Source organism: Leucobacter musarum subsp. musarum, assembly GCF_001273845.1.
Lineage (GTDB): Bacteria > Actinomycetota > Actinomycetes > Actinomycetales > Microbacteriaceae > Leucobacter > Leucobacter musarum.
Map to the genome: position 1 here is coordinate 107,322 of NZ_JHBW01000067.1, position 14,583 is coordinate 121,904.

The 14,583-nt window shown below is 66.5% G+C and carries 15 protein-coding genes and 1 tRNA gene; 3 read left to right on the top strand and 13 right to left on the bottom strand.

The genetic code is table 11. The features are described 5' to 3' along the window. Positions 1-83 precede the first annotated feature (83 nt). The 5 genes from CH42_RS05895 to CH42_RS05915 all read right to left on the bottom strand — a co-directional run bounded on the left by CH42_RS05895 (position 84) and on the right by CH42_RS05915 (position 3,982). Positions 84-464, bottom strand: a complete 381-nt coding sequence (locus CH42_RS05895; RefSeq protein ID WP_053352289.1) for a cupin domain-containing protein — start codon at positions 462-464, stop codon at positions 84-86. Continuing rightward, positions 461-1,885, bottom strand: a complete 1,425-nt coding sequence (locus tag CH42_RS05900) for an NAD(P)/FAD-dependent oxidoreductase (protein WP_053352290.1) — start codon at positions 1,883-1,885, stop codon at positions 461-463. Before CH42_RS05900 ends, CH42_RS05895 begins: the two co-directional genes overlap by 4 nt. A 169-nt stretch (positions 1,886-2,054) precedes the next feature. Further along, a complete protein-coding gene (locus tag CH42_RS05905) occupies positions 2,055-2,291 on the bottom strand; it encodes an HPP family protein (protein WP_053352291.1) in 237 nt (78 codons plus the stop codon). Next, positions 2,288-3,037: a CYTH domain-containing protein gene (locus CH42_RS05910; RefSeq protein WP_053352292.1), complete on the bottom strand. Its 750-nt coding sequence runs from the start codon at positions 3,035-3,037 to the stop codon at positions 2,288-2,290. Before CH42_RS05910 ends, CH42_RS05905 begins: the two co-directional genes overlap by 4 nt. A 9-nt stretch (positions 3,038-3,046) precedes the next feature. Beyond that, positions 3,047-3,982: an EamA family transporter gene (locus CH42_RS05915; protein WP_239683962.1), complete on the bottom strand. Its 936-nt coding sequence runs from the start codon at positions 3,980-3,982 to the stop codon at positions 3,047-3,049. Between the two features lie 40 nt (positions 3,983-4,022). Between CH42_RS05915 and CH42_RS05920 the strand changes: the two genes are divergently transcribed. Continuing rightward, positions 4,023-4,577, top strand: coding sequence for a hypothetical protein (locus CH42_RS05920; RefSeq protein ID WP_053352293.1), 555 nt, complete (start codon positions 4,023-4,025; stop codon positions 4,575-4,577). A 6-nt stretch (positions 4,578-4,583) separates the two neighbouring features. On the opposite strand, the gene CH42_RS05925 is transcribed toward CH42_RS05920, so the two are convergent. Further along, a complete protein-coding gene (locus CH42_RS05925; RefSeq protein WP_053352294.1) occupies positions 4,584-5,426 on the bottom strand; it encodes an alpha/beta fold hydrolase in 843 nt (280 codons plus the stop codon). Positions 5,427-5,527: 101 nt separating this feature from the next. Here CH42_RS05925 and CH42_RS05930 point away from each other — a divergent pair, with 101 nt between their 5' ends. Next, complete coding sequence (locus CH42_RS05930) at positions 5,528-6,094, top strand: TetR/AcrR family transcriptional regulator (protein WP_053352295.1); 567 nt, start codon at positions 5,528-5,530, stop codon at positions 6,092-6,094. Between the two features lie 11 nt (positions 6,095-6,105). On the opposite strand, the gene CH42_RS05935 is transcribed toward CH42_RS05930, so the two are convergent. The 5 genes from CH42_RS05935 to CH42_RS05955 all read right to left on the bottom strand — a co-directional run bounded on the left by CH42_RS05935 (position 6,106) and on the right by CH42_RS05955 (position 10,556). Next, entirely contained in the window at positions 6,106-7,095 is a 990-nt protein-coding gene (locus tag CH42_RS05935) for an AraC family transcriptional regulator (RefSeq protein WP_053352296.1), read from the bottom strand. Positions 7,096-7,236: 141 nt separating this feature from the next. Continuing rightward, a tRNA-Arg gene (locus tag CH42_RS05940) sits at positions 7,237-7,309 on the bottom strand. A 131-nt stretch (positions 7,310-7,440) separates the two neighbouring features. Continuing rightward, the gene (locus CH42_RS05945) at positions 7,441-8,202 is read right to left on the bottom strand and encodes an NlpC/P60 family protein (protein WP_053352297.1); all 762 of its coding nucleotides are present in this window, start codon (positions 8,200-8,202) and stop codon (positions 7,441-7,443) included. 195 nt (positions 8,203-8,397) lie between these two features. Continuing rightward, entirely contained in the window at positions 8,398-9,750 is a 1,353-nt protein-coding gene (gene gdhA / locus CH42_RS05950; protein ID WP_053352298.1) for an NADP-specific glutamate dehydrogenase, read from the bottom strand. A gap of 113 nt (positions 9,751-9,863) precedes the next feature. Next, the gene (locus tag CH42_RS05955) at positions 9,864-10,556 is read right to left on the bottom strand and encodes a metal-dependent transcriptional regulator (RefSeq protein ID WP_053352299.1); all 693 of its coding nucleotides are present in this window, start codon (positions 10,554-10,556) and stop codon (positions 9,864-9,866) included. An 88-nt stretch (positions 10,557-10,644) separates the two neighbouring features. On the opposite strand from CH42_RS05955, the gene serC reads away from it, so the two are divergent. After that, positions 10,645-11,763 carry a phosphoserine transaminase gene (gene serC, locus CH42_RS05960; protein ID WP_053352300.1) on the top strand — a complete coding sequence of 373 codons (1,119 nt, stop codon included), beginning with the start codon at positions 10,645-10,647 and terminating at the stop codon, positions 11,761-11,763. 92 nt (positions 11,764-11,855) lie between these two features. Here the strand turns inward: serC and CH42_RS05965 are convergent, their stop codons facing one another. Together CH42_RS05965 and CH42_RS05970 are read right to left on the bottom strand one after the other, a co-directional pair. Further along, positions 11,856-12,914 (bottom strand): class C sortase, encoded by a 1,059-nt coding sequence (locus CH42_RS05965; RefSeq protein ID WP_075205260.1) that lies wholly within the window; start codon positions 12,912-12,914, stop codon positions 11,856-11,858. A gap of 108 nt (positions 12,915-13,022) precedes the next feature. Beyond that, the gene (locus tag CH42_RS05970) at positions 13,023-14,516 is read right to left on the bottom strand and encodes a SpaH/EbpB family LPXTG-anchored major pilin (protein ID WP_053352301.1); all 1,494 of its coding nucleotides are present in this window, start codon (positions 14,514-14,516) and stop codon (positions 13,023-13,025) included. Positions 14,517-14,583: the final 67 nt, after the last annotated feature.

Consider the following 14,583-nt stretch of genomic DNA (forward strand, 5'->3'; position numbering starts at 1 on the left):
TGCCGGATCGCAAGGAGCCGTACGGCCACCCCTTCGAGCGCACAGCCAATCTCACATCTTAGCGCTCAGCTGACGCTCAGGAATCACTCCCCCGCGACGTACACCTTGCGAATGTGATCTGGCACCGTCCAGCGTGTGCGGGTGCCCGCGACCAAGCGCATCACGTCGCCGGCGGCGACCTCGACAACGCTTCCGACTTCCTCGGGCGCACCCGGCACCTCGAGCAGCTCGATGTGCGCCCCGCCGCTCAGCACGATGAAGATCTCGTCGACTTCAGTGTCGGTGACGGTGCCGTCGCGCAGCTCCCAGATGCCCAGTTCTGCACCGCCGACGGCGCCGAGCTCGGCGATGCCCTGCACGGGAGCGCCCGACACCACGTCCGTCGGGTCGACCGCTTCGAGTTCCACCTCGACCCGCGTCCCCGGCACCGCGGCATTGCGCCCGCCGGGCAGCAGGGCGCTCACGAGTCGAACCCGAATCCGACGGCGTCCATGGCCTTCAAGAAGAAGTTGCGCTTGCCCCCGTTGTGATCCGCGCGATCAAACGACCAGCGGAACATGTTGACCCCGATCGACGCAGCGGGCTCGGGCGGGAACGGCAGCGGCATCTGCTGCACCATCTGCAGCTGCGTGCGCTCCGTGGTGCGGCCCTCGAACCGGTCGACCATTACATCGGCTGCGAAGTGCGTCGCCCCGACCCCGAGACCGGTGAACCCCGACACGTACTGCACCCGGCCACCGTGGGCCTGCCCGAAGAACGCGCAGAACCGTGTGCTTGAGTCGATGACTCCCGCCCAACGGTGCGAGAACTTCACCCCTTCGAGCTGCGGGAACGTCGTGAAGAAGTGGCTCGCCAGCTTGCGGTGGCTCTCCATCCGATCCTCGTACTCGCGCTTGATGCGCCCGCCTGCGTGGTACACCGCGTCGTAGCCGCCCCAGAGAATGCGGTTGTCTTTCGTGAGCCGCGAGTAGTGGAACTGATTCGCGAGGTCAGACAGCCCCTCGCGTCCTTCCCACCCGATCGACGCCAGCTGCTCATCGGTCAGCGGTTCGGTCATCAGCACGTAGTCGTACACCGGGATGGTGTGAAACCGGTACCGCTTGAGCAGCGACGGGAAGACGTTGGTGCAGAGCGCGACGCGCTCAGCGGTCACCGTGCTGCCGTTCGCGACGGTGAGGCGAATCGGAGACTCGGCCGAACCCTCGAGATTCTTCACCGGCGAGCCCTCGTAGATCTCGACGCCGATCTCCGCGGCGTGCCGGGCGAGCTCGAGCGCGAGCTTCGCCGGGTGCACATTCGCATTCTCGGACGGCGAGAACTCGCCGCCGAGGAAGGTCGGCGAGGCAATGCGCGCCTGCACCGCGTCACGATCGAGCGTGACGACGTGCTCGTCTTCGCTCTCGCCCAACCAGTCGACCTGATAGGCCTCGTTCGCCACGGAGAGGGCTCCATTGCGCTCGAAATCGACGTCGAGCCCGTGCTCGCTGATGAATGCTTCGATCGCGTCAAGGTTCTCGTACCCGAGACGGCGCAGCGTGCCGGTCTCGTCAGGCCAGCGCGACTCGGCGTTCGGTTCGCCGTGCGTAATGCTCGCCTCGCAGAATCCGCCGTTGCGGCCCGACGCCGCCCAGCCCACGCGCACGGCTTCGATGAGCACCACACGGCGCTCCGGGTGCTCGGTCTTCAGCTTGATCGCCGTCCACAACCCGGCGAACCCTCCACCGACGACCGCGTCGTCGACTCGCTGCTCCCCGCTGAGCTCGGGGTGATGCGGTGCCTGGTGCTCGACATCGTCGGTCCAAAAGCAGGAGAAACGGGTGTCGGCGAGCGACGCATCGATCACGTGCTCGTCGGGTCGATGGGTTTCGAAAATAGTGGGGTGCATGTCGTCCTCGTCGTCGATGTCCGATTCGATCCTTGCACATTGCTCGGATTCTGTACATGGATCCAGTCGGTCAGATGACACGAAAACACGCACTTTTCAGGCAATGTGAGCGGAATCCACCACTTCAGCCCCGATTTACGTGCGGAATCAGCACCGTCACGTGACGCCGCTAGCGTTCGTCGGCAGGCGGTTTCATGATGGCGCCGGTCGCGAGCCCCATGGCCAGACCGGCGGGCAGCCACAGCCAGAACTGCGTCAGCGCGCCCAGCACCACACCCATGATTGCCCCGATGACGAGGCCGACGATGATCTGCTTGCGCCGCGCTCGGGGCGAGGGCGGCTCGGAGTCGCCCGGCGAGCGCTTGCCCGCGCCTCGAGGCGTGCGGGGCGGAGGGGTCGGGCTCAACGGGATGCTCCTTCTTCGGCGTCCGAGGACGATGGGATGAGTCCTGCCGCGCGCGCTGCGGCGCGGTCGGCACGGTCGAGGTCTTCGAGCGCAGCGATCTGCGACGCGTCGGCACCGTGCGCGCGAGCCATCGAGATCAGCGCTCCGGTCGCACGCGCGATCTTCGCGAGGCTGAGCGAGACTCGCGCTCCCGCGGCGAGCAGCACCGGCTCAACCGCGTCGAGCACTGCGGCGTCGGCGCCCGGAAGCACCTCCGCCTCCCACTCGCGCCACACCCGAGCGACATCGGCGACGCGATCGAGCGCTTCGACGCGATCGTCCGCCAGTTCGACGATTTCGGCCCCCGATTCATCGGAAAGCACCACGACCGCGCGTTCCGTGTTGAGCTCGGCGACCGGAACTACCGAACCTGCTGCCTCGCCGATGCGCGCCACAAGCTCCTCGCGCACCCCCGCCGGCATCTCATCGCTCAGCGGCCAGAAGAGCTCGCGCACACCATCGGAACCGCGCTGCTTGATGTGCCAGCCGGCATCCTTGCCCCCGTGCCGCACACGCATCGCCATGCCCCGGCTGGCGAGATCGCGCTCCGGAGAATCGAAGTAGATCGCCGCGAGTGCGTAGGTCACGGGCGCGGAAGCCGTCAGTCCGACTGCGGTGAAAGCCTCCGCTGCGGGCAGCGGCAGATCGGCGGCAACCTCGTACTTGCGCTCGACCTCGAGCGACTCCTGACCGGCTACGTGACTCACGCTGCCAGTCTATGACCCGTCGCTGGGCGGCGGCTCCCCCGCGCTCCCCTCGGCTCGCTCGTATTCCAGGCGACGGCGTTCGGCATCCGCGCCCGCCAGCCAGACGATCCCGGCACCCGCCGCGACGACCAGCACAATGCCGCCGACCGCGATCGGCGTGAGCAGCTGGTGTAGGAAGATCGCACCGACGATCGTGCCAACAACAGGGTCGAATGCGAAGAAGACGCCGAGCACCCTCGCGGAGGTGAGCTTGCCGGCGAGCGTATCGACGGTGAAGGCCAGTGCCGTGCCGAGCAGCGCTGACGCAACGAGCGGCAGCAGGTGCGGCGCCTGGATCAGCGGAATCGTGGGGACGGTGAACGGCAGAGTCAGGATCGCCGCGACCGCAACCGACAATGAGACTCCCGGCAGCCCGCCGCCCGACTGCCCGACGTGCGCGGCGAGCAGGGTGTACAGGCCGAAGGCGGTGCCCGCGAGCAGTCCGAACACGATGCCGAGCGGATCGAGCGGCCCGCCGAACCCCGCGACGAGCGCGACTCCGAGCAGCGCGACAACGGCGAGCAGCCCCTCGCGCAGGCGTCGCGAAGCGAGCAGCGCCACGGCGCACGGGCCGAGGAAGTCAAGCGTCGTCGCGATGCCCAGCGGCAACCGGTCGACGGCGAGGTAGAGCAGCGCATTCATCGAGGCCATCGCGATGCCGTACAGCACGATGCCCAGCCATTCGGCGCGCGTGCGGCCGCGCAGTTTCGGGCGGAAGATGATCAGGAGGAAGACCGCGGCGATCGCGAGACGCATCGAGCTCGTACCGAGCACCCCGAGCGGCTCGAACAGGCCGACCGCGAACACGGCGGAGAGCTTCACGCCCGTCGCCCCGATCAGCACGAGGAACATCGCGCGAATGATGGCGCCCCGCGTGAAACGCTGCGCCGTCGAAGAACTGCTCATCAGGCCGAGCTTAGTGGGTGAGCGGGGCTACACTGGCCCGGTGGTCGAAGTGACGGAGGTACGCGCGGCGGCGGAACGCGCCGAAGCGGCGGCTCGCGACGCTGCCTCTCGACTCCATGACGCCGCAATCGCGCCGGAGGAGCTGGCGGAGTACGTGCCGTCGCGTCGAGGCTTCCTGCGGATGAAGCCCCCGACTATGCGCCCCCTCGGCTCGGTCTGGCGACTCGGCGCGCTCCTGCTCGACGCGAATGGCGCACTTTTCGCACTCGGTCACGCCACCCGCGCCGCGGAGCGCGGCCGGCCGGGCTACCAGTCGGTCTCGCGCGAGGAGCGACGAGAGATCGCCGCGGCAGCGCTGCGCGGCGGCTACACGGCCGGCACCGAGGTGAACTACGACGCCGTGCCGATCCCGCTTGACCCAGCGTCACCCGAGGCGATCCTCGCCCTCGCCTCCGAGCTGCCCGTCGGGTTCGACTCCGGCGAGGTGCGCGTGCGGTGGCGGGCCGGAGCCCCGCTCTCCGGGGCGCCGACCCTCGACGCGTTTCTGACCGAGCGGGTCGACCTGCTGATCGACCCGCCCTTCGCTCCGAGCTGACCCCGGCTACTGAGCGAGGAACGCCGCGAGCGCCGCGTTGACCTCGTCTGCGTGCGTCCAGAGCAGGCCGTGGGGCGCCCCCTCGACCTCAACGTACTGCGCATCAGGAACCAGCTTCGAGAAGCGGCGCGCGGTGGCATCGATCGGCAGGATGTTGTCGGCAGTACCGTGCAGAATCAGGATCGGCTTGCCGCTCTCGCGCACCGCGTCGACATCCGAGCGGAAGTCCTCGATCCACGTCGGCACGACCGCGTAGGCGGCAACCGGCGCGCTCGCGGTCGCGACGTTCCAGCTGCTGGTCACGGCCTCCTGGCTGATGCGGGTGCCCAGATTCTCGTCGAGGTTGTAGAAGTCTGAGAAGAACTGCGTGTACCAGGCGTACCGATCACCGCGCGCCGCCTCCGAAATGCCATCGAAGACCTCCTGCGGCACCCCCTCGGGGTTGTCATCGCGCTGCACTAGGAACGGCTCGAGCGAGGCGAGGAAGGCGAGCTTGGCGATGCGCTCATGGCCGTACGTGCCGACGTACCGTGCGAGCTCGCCGGTTCCCATCGAGAACCCGACCAGCACGACGTCCGTGAGGTCGAGCGTCTCGAGCACCGTGTTCAGGTCGGCAGCGAACGTGTCGTAGTCGTAGCCCGAGTGCACCTTCGACGACGCACCGAACCCGCGCCGGTCGTAGGTGATGACTCGGTAGCCGGCGGCCAAAAGCTCACGGGTCTGGCGCTCCCAGCTGTGGCCGTTCAGGGGGTAGCCGTGAATCAACACGACGGGCTGACCCGAGCCCTGATCCTCGTAGGAGAGCTCGATCGGAGTGGAGTTCTCGGTGCCGACGGTGATAGTGCCCATGGTGTGCTCCTCGCGTGCCAGTTGTCGAGTGAGAACGATCGTTCTCGCTTCGGGGTTCACTGTACGAGAACGCGCGTTCTCGTGTCAAGTAGACTGGCCGCATGTCCGAAACCGAAGTCCGAGAGCGCGTGGCGCGCGCAGCCGAAGGGTTGTACTACGCGAAGGGCTACGCGGCCGTCGGAATGGACGAGCTGCGCAGCGCCGCCGGGGTATCGTTGCGCAAGCTCTACACCCTGTTTCCGTCGAAGAATGCTGTGGTCGCCGAAGTGCTCGACCGAAAGCATGCGGAGTGGGAGCGCGGGCTCTCGAACCGGGTGTCGCGGGCCGCACCCGACGCGCGATCGCGCCTGCTCGCCGTGTTCGACTACCTCGATGGCTGGTTCCGCGACCCGAGCTTCCACGGCTGCGCGTTCATCAACGCGTTCGGAGAGTTGAGCGGCACCGACGCCTCGGTCGCGCAGATCGTGCACGACCATAAGGCGTCGTTCCAGACCTATATGGCCGCACTCGTCGGCGACGCCGGTGGCACCCCGATGCTCGCGGCGCAGCTCTCGATTCTCGCGGAGGGTGCGCAGAGCACCGCGGCGATCAGCGGCGACCCTGCAGCCGCACGGCAAGCGCGCGCCGCAGCCGAAGTGCTCATCGCGCATGCGCTGGGCACCGACTGACGCGTTCCGACCTACTCGCAGTGGTGCGCGCGACCGTTGCGACGATACTCCGACGGGGTCAGTGCCGTGGTTTCACGGAAACCGCGATAGGCGGCATCGGTCGACCCGAAGCCGACCTGTTTCGCGATGACCTCGAATGTCTCCTCTGAACGCAACAGCTCAGCACGGAGCGCCTCGAGACGACGGGCGCGAATCGCCTGAGTGATCGTGCGGTTCTCCGAACTGAACAGTCGATGCAGGTATCGCACACTCACACGAAGCCGTTGCGCGATCTGCTCGACGCGCAGATCAACGGACGCGTACTCGCGCTCAATCATCGTGTAGACCCGTCGACGCATGAGCGTGTCTTCGGAGTCCGCCTCTGTCTCGCGGCCACGGGCGCGCACCAGGCCGATCGCGATGTTGATCAGCGCCTGTGACAAGAGCTCGGCATCGACGGTGTGATCATCGGGTGTCTCTTGCGACAGGCCACGCAACACGCCGATGAACGATTCGTTCAACGGCGATGAGGGGAGCACGCGCGCCCGGGTCACATCGACATCTCCCGGCGACATCTTGAGCAGCGGCACGGGCACGATGATGACGGAGAATTTCGCCGGTTCGCTGAGCGTCAAGCGGAACGGCTCAGTCATGGGCAGCACCACAAGCTCCCCGGCCTGAGCCCGGAACGATCCGTCGCGCGTCTCGAGATCGAGGTAGCCCTCGAGCACATAGTTCAACCGCACGACATCGCTGGGCTGCATCGCGATGCGACTCGGAGTCCGCTCGATGACGCACGGCGACAGGGTGAGTTCTTCGAACCCGACTTGTTCGAGAGGCACGGAGACAAGTCGGCCAGAGAAATGCGCGGGATCGAGCGCACGCCCGTTGGCGACAACGGCGAAGAGGTCCAAGCCTTCTTGACCGCTCAGTTCGTAGACGGTGCGCGTGCCGTGATCAGAGGCGTGCGTGATGCCGAGTGGTTGCAGGTCGGCTGAAACTGCTCGATTGTCGTCGGCCATGCACTTCCCATCGCGATTCGTTGCACCGTTCGGCGCAGCCTGCGGAGAGTTCCGCGTGTCAGTAACACGCCACGGAGCCGGAATCGTGACGCGCGGATGCGTGCCCAGCACTAGCGAGACCCAACACGCGAGGAATGAGCGTGCCCCGGATAGGAATCGAACCTACGACACCTTCTTTAGGAGAGAAGTGCTCTATCCACTGAGCTACCGGGGCGCAGTGCACGCCGTGAAACGGCCTCTGCGAGTCTAACGCAACGGCGGCTCGCACTCGCTTCCCGGCACGCGACGCAGATACAGCTCAGCGGGCGGAGTCGAAACCCCGCCCGCTGAGCTGTATCGAACGCTTTAGCCGAGTCGGATGACGATCGGAGTCGCGCTCGGCGACGCGTACGTGTTGACGACGGTCTGGTTGCCGCCCCAACCGCCGTGCACGGCCTGGCCATTGCCAATGTAGATCGCGGTGTGGGGGGCGCCCGGCCAGATCAGAATATCGCCGGGTGCGTAGTTGCCATCGGTGACCTGGGTGCCGTAGCGCATGAAGTCGCTCACACCGTGGTCGTAGCCGCCCTGATCACGACGCGTAGTGAGGCCGATGGCTGCGAGTGAGTTCTGCACGAGGTCGGTGCAGTCCTGGTTCACGCCAACCTGCGCGAGTGCTGCAGCGACCAGCCCGGTGGCGCCTTCGCCGGCGGGAACGTCAGTGCCGGTCGAACCGTTGTTCACCGGAGTCGCGGCTCCGGTACCACCGTTGGCAGCGGAGGCTGCCTGAGCTTCAGCAGCCTTCTTCGCAGCGGCTTCCTGCTTCTTCTGCTCTTCCGCGGCCTTATCGGCAGCGATGAACTCGGCACCCTCGACCGAACCCACGGTGGAGTCCACGAGAGTGATGTCGACGTCTGCGGCGGTCAGCGACTGCTGCAGCGAAACATCTGCATCAGGTGCGCCTTCGACGGTCGGGGTAGCTGCGTATGCAGGAATCGAGAACGTGCCGACCATGCCGAGGCTGAGCGCTGCTGCGCCGGCCATCTGGGCGATCCGCTTCGCTCGCGACGGGGTGCGCTGACCGAGTTCGCTCGGAAGCACGACGTCCGCGCTGGAGTGCTGAGTCACGTGGGTATCTGCCTTACTGTTGCCTACGGGTGTCTGCGTCAGGTGTGGGCCCTGGGGCCACGACTGTTCAAGGGTAACCGAACATCACGAATATGTCACGCTCGGGTCACGAAACCTTCAACCTCCGCTAAAACCTGCGGAAATTCGGACCCGCCGGTCGGCGCCGATAGTTCGACGCCGAGCGATCTCGCGCGATCAGATGACGCCCTGAGCCAGCATGGCCTGGGCGACCTTAACGAACGCGGCGGAGTTCGCGCCGAGCACGTAATCGCCGGGGCGCCCGTACCGCTCGGAAGCCTCGTACGCCGAATCGTGCACATCGCGCATGATGTCATGGAGACGGGATTCGCTGGTGTCCCGATCCCAGCGTGACCGCGCCGCGTTCTGGCTCATCTCGAGCGCAGACGTCGCAACACCGCCGGCATTCGCCGCCTTGCCCGGAGCGAACAGCACTCCGGCCTGCTGGAAGAGCTCCACAGCCTCGGGCGTCGCGGGCATGTTGGCGCCCTCGGCAACCGCGCGAAGGCCACCCGCGATGAGCGAGCGGGCGTGATCGGCATCCAGCTCATTCTGCGTGGCGCACGGGAAGGCGAGCTCACCCGTGACGTCCCACACGGATCCGCCCGAGACGAAGCGCGCGCTCGCGCGACGCTCGGCGTACTCCGAGATGCGTGCGCGCTCGACCTCTTTGACCTGCTTGAGGAGTTCGACGTCGATACCGGCCTCGTCGACGATGTACCCGCTCGAGTCCGATGCCGTGATCGCGGTGCCGCCGAGCTGCTGCACTTTCTCGATGGCGTAGGTCGCAACGTTGCCTGAACCCGACACGACGGCGCGACGGCCTTCGATGCCCTCGCCCGCACGGAGCAGCATTTCTTCGGCGAAGAATACGGCGCCGTAGCCGGTAGCCTCCGTGCGCACTTCGGCACCGCCCCAGCCGAGCCCCTTACCCGTGAGCACTCCGGCTTCGTAGCGCTGGGTGATTCGACGGTACTGCCCGAAGAGGTAGCCGATTTCGCGACCCCCCACACCGATATCGCCCGCAGGGATATCGGTGTGCTCGCCGATGTGGTGCACCAGCTCGGTCATGAAGCTCTGGCAGAAGCGCATCACCTCGGCATCGCTCTTGCCGCTCGGGTCGAAATCGGAGCCGCCCTTGCCGCCGCCGATGCGCTGCGAGGTGAGCGCATTCTTGAAGATCTGCTCGAAGCCCAAGAATTTGACCACCGACAGGTTCACCGTCGGGTGGAAGCGCAGACCCCCCTTATAGGGCCCCAATGCCGAGTTGAACTGCACGCGGTACCCACGGTTCACTCGCACGCGGCCGGCATCGTCGGTCCACGGCACACGGAAGATGAGCTGCCGTTCCGGTTCCACGAGCCGGTCGAGCACACCAGCTTCGATGAACTCGGGGTGCTCGGCGAGCACCGGGCTCAGGGTTTCGAGCACCTCGTGCACGGCTTGCAGAAACTCCGGCTCTGCGGCGCTGCGCGACTCGACGGTCTCGGCAACAGCCTGCAGATGCGCTTCAGGGTTGGGTACGGCCACGAATGAACTCCTCGGTTTATCAACTCCGTTGTGGGCAGCCCTCATAGACCGCACCGAATGGGTACCGCACTCCAAACGAGCCGTTTCGTGACGGCGGGGGAACTACGGGGTCTCTACAGCGAGACGAAAATGTGGGCGGCGACCTCGGTTGGCAGGTCGATCGCCTCACTCGAACCTTCAACCTCGATGTGGACGACGTCCGCAGTACGAGTGAAGGAAGCTTTGTTGCCGGGCAGCACACCGGCACCCGCGAGCTGCTCCAGCAGCTCGGGGTCGGTCTGCAGGGGCTCGGCGAGCCGCTTGATGCGCGCAGTGGTGGGCTGGTCGGGGTCGATGAGCACGTCATTCAGCCCGGTGACTCCGGTCTGGAACGATCCGGCGCGCACCGCGCCGAGCTCTTCGAGACCCGGAATCGGGTTACCGTATGGCGACTCCGTCGGGTTGCCGAGAATGCCGAGCAGCTTGCGTTCGACCTGCTCGCTCATCACGTGCTCCCAGCGGCAGGCCTCTTCGTGGACGTACGCCCACTCGAGCCCGATGACATCGGCAAGCAGCCGCTCCGCGAGCCGGTGCTTGCGCATTACGTGCGTCGCCTTGCTGCGGCCAGGAACCGTCAACTCGAGTCGGCGGTCATCGGTGACGACGACGAGCCCGTCGCGTTCCATGCGGCCGACGGTCTGCGACACGGTCGGACCCGAGTGGCCGAGGCGCTCCGAAATGCGCGCGCGCAGCGGAACGATGCCTTCTTCCTCAAGCTCCAGAATGGTGCGGAGGTACATCTCGGTGGTGTCGATCAGGTCCGTCATCGCCGTCCTTTCGGGTCCGGCGTCCAGCTTAGGGCATCCTGACCTGGCGGCGCATGCCCGGTCCGGTGCCGTCGCTAGAATTACGCGTATGGCTGACATTACGATCCCTGCTGAATTGCTGCCCGCCGACGGACGGTTCGGCTGCGGCCCGTCGAAGGTGCGTGACGAGCAGATCTCCTTCCTCGGCTCGCTGCAGCCGGGCGTGCTCGGCACGTCGCACCGCCAGGCGCCGGTGAAGAACCTGGTCGGCAGCGTGCGCTCGGGCCTCACCGAGCTCTTCCGCGCTCCCGAGGGCTACGAGATTCTGCTCGCCAACGGCGGCGCGACGACGTTCTGGGACTCGGCCGTGCACTCGCTCATCGAGCGTCGCAGCCAGCACCTCACGTTCGGCGAGTTCGGTGCGAAATTTGCGAAGGCGGCGGCTGCTGCGCCGTTCCTGGAACAGCCCGACGTGCGCTCCGCTGATGCGGGCTCGCGGTCGGAATCGTCCGTGGTCGAGGGCGTCGACGTGTACGCCTACCCCCACAACGAGACGTCAACGGGCGTCATGGCCCCGGTTCGCCGCGTCGCCGGTGATGCCGGATCGCTCACGGTCGTCGACGCGACCAGTGGTGCGGGCGGTATCGACTTCGATGCATCCGAGGTCGACGTCTACTACTTCTCGCCGCAGAAGAACTTCGCCTCCGACGGCGGGTTGTGGTTCGCCCTGGTCTCCCCCGCCGCCATCGAGCGCATCGAACGCGTCACCGGGTCTGGTCGCTACATTCCCGAGACGCTGAACCTTGCCGGCGCCATCGAGAACTCTCGGAAGGACCAGACGCTCAACACTCCGGCGCTCGCAACCCTCGGACTCATGGACGAGCAGGTGCGCTGGATGAACGCGCAGGGCGGTCTCTCCTGGGCTGCGGCCCGCACTGCCGAGTCCTCCGCCGTGCTCTACGACTGGGCAGAGCGCACTTCGGTCGCCACCCCGTTCGTCACGAACCCCGATCATCGGTCGCAGGTCGTCGTCACGATCGACTTCGACGAGTCGGTCGACGCGGCAGCGATTTCTTCGGCGCTGCGCGCCAATGGCATCGTCGACACCGAGCCATACCGCAAGCTGGGTCGCAATCAGTTGCGCGTCGCGACATTCACCGCCATCGATCCCGATGATGTGCGAGCGCTGACTGCTTCGATCGATTACGTGCTCGAGCGTCTGAGCTAGCCGACCGCAACGCACCGACGACGGGCCGGGTGAACGGGGTTCTCAGAACCACCGTTCACCCGGCCCGTCGTCGTTGAGCCGCCGAGCCCGGCTTACAAGGGGGGTGTTCCAGGCTCGGCGGGGCGCGGGTGTCCATCGCTGCGGGGTAAGGGGTATGCAGACGATGGAGCACCCGCTGGGGGCGGAGCAGCCGACAGAGGAAGGCCGTCAGCCGCTCCGGTCTGGGTTCGGGGGCCCGACTGGACCTCCGAGGTATGAATGCCCGAGCGGTATACGTAGGCGCCGAGCAGTATGATCGTCGCCGCGAGCCCGACAGCCCACCACGGGAACCCCGGCTGATCGGATGCTGATCCGGCACGATCGAGATCGGCCTGCGGAGTCGGCGTCACTCGCTCTGCGGTCACGAGGATGCGATGGGTGTTGATGCCCAGCGGGGTGCACGTCACCAGGGTGACGAGATCCTTGCCGTATTCAGGAAAGAGTGATGCCGTGTCTTCGGGTTCGACGACCTCCGTGGTCGTCACCCGGTACGTGAGTACCTGTCCGAAGACCTCGATCGTGAAGGTGTCGCCGACCGCGAGACGATCGAGGTGCGTGAACAGCTCGGACGACGCCAGCCCGCGGTGCGCGGTCAGCACGGAGTGCTGCGACTCGCCACCGATCGGGAGTGACGTGCCCTCCAGATGCCCCACGCCCTTCGCGAGCGTCGCGTCGTCGGTGCCGTGGTAGATCGGCAGGTCGACATTGATCTTCGGAATGCGCAGGCGCCCCATGGCTCCGTCGGCGTCGGCGCGCAGCAAATCGGCGTAATCGCCGTTGCCGCTCGCGACGCCGGTGCCCTGTGGCACCCGCGCGTTCTCCGCGAGCAGAGCCCCACCGACGAGGTCGTCGTTGTAGGCCTGTGCTCGCGCAAGCTCGTTGGAGAGCTGCGTCGGGGTCTCCTGCTGCTCTGCACCGCCGACCGAGGCGATGACGCGAGCCTGCTCCAGCTGAGACAACCAATTGGCCACGCTCGGGTACATGAAGATCAGCACGCCGATGAGTGCCAGCACCGAGATCACCATCGCGAGGCGAGGGAACCGCCAGGTGCGTCGAACCGATGCGTGTGCGTGGCGCGGTGCGCTCGGACGCGGTGCGGTCGTGATGCTCATGGGATCCTCCCCTCTCGAGATTCGATGCGGTGCTGGGTGTGCTTCAGGAGTGATGGCCGGGATCGGGGGCGGCTGGTGGGCCGCCCCCGTTCCGTGGCCGGATCGCGGTTAGTTCGCGGCCCGCTGCTTGCGGCGCGATGCGGCGAGCGCTGCGCCACCAGCCATCGCCACGAGTGCGATGCCTCCGGCCATGAAGATCATGGTTCCGGTCGAGCCGGTGAGCGGCAGGTTCGGCACCGACTGCTGGGTGTTCTTGATGGTGACGGGGGTGACGGAGGTGATCGCATCGGCGGTCACAGTGATCTTGGTCCAGACCGTGCTGTCCGTAGGAAGCACGTAGCCCGCGGGCGCCTTGGTCTCCTTGACCCAGTAGTCCTTCGAGACCGTAGCGTCGTTGCCGACCCAGAGACCGTCGATGGTGATTTCACCGGCGTCGTTCGTGGTGAGGGTGCCGACCGAGGTCACCTTCGAGGCGTCGGTGTTCGAGGTGTGCAGCGTGAACTCCGCGCCCTTCAGGGTCTGCGCGGGGGTCTTCGCCGAGGTCTTCACGATCTTGAGCCCGCCCCAGTTGGTCTGCGGCTTGTTGGTCTCGCGGACCGAGTCGTTGGTGTTGACGAACGCCTGGTTCAGGATCTTGCCGTCGCCGAGCGAGTTGACCTTGGTGGAGTAGTCGACCGTGACCGTCTTTGTGCTGTCGAGCTTGAGCAGCCCGGCGGGGGTGAAGGTGACGATGACGTTGGCGCCGTTCGCTGCGGGCAGCGTGGTGGGGCTGAGCGTGTAGTCGGTGTCGCGCACCAGCGCCGTACCGTTCAGCTTCACGTCGACGGCGGTGAGACCGAGGCGCGAATCGAGCTGATCGGTGATGACGAACTTGCGGTAGGTGTCGCCTGCGCCGAGGGCGGGCACTGCGGTCGAGACCGTCCACTTGACCGTGGAGCCGAGCTTCACATCGTCAGGAGCCGAAACCGTCTTGGTTGGTACCGTCGTGTTCAGCTTGTTCTTCGGGTAGACGTTCACGTCGTAGATCCACGTGCTGTCGGTCGAACTCGGGAACGGCACTGACACCAGGAACGGCTGCGCCGGCGAGACGACCGGGTTCGTGCCGGGGCTGGTCTCGGTGACGAGGTACAGGCCGTAGGGCAGGTTGCTCGCAGTCGCGAGTCCGCCGCCTGCGGTCGTCACCGTGGGGGTGCTGGCGGCCACAACGCTGTAACCGGCCTTTGCCGCACTGCCGGTCACGTCAGCCGGGGTGAGCGAGTTTCCGCTGACCTTCGTCTGATCCCAACCGGTCGAGGTCGTGAGATCGATCGGAGTACCGTTGAATGCCACCCGGTCGATCTTGAACGTGACGCCGTCGAGCCCGGCGCCGAGCGCGGAGATCGCTGACGGGGAGTTGATGACCTTGCCGTCGCCGGCGACGCCCGGGTCACCGGCGTGCTTGTGGATCGTGAGCGAGCCCACGGTGCCGGTGATGTTCGACGTGCTCGGGTCCGCGGCCTGGGCCGCAGAGCCGACACCAACGGTTGCGAGCAGCGCCAGAGCGGCGGCGCCGGCGATGGCGATCGCCCGGCGGGCGATCCCTTCGCGATTCTTGCGAGTCATGATGATTTCCTCTCTATGGGCCGTGAGCACACGGACCCGGGTATGGGTGTTCTGAAAAGCGTGGATA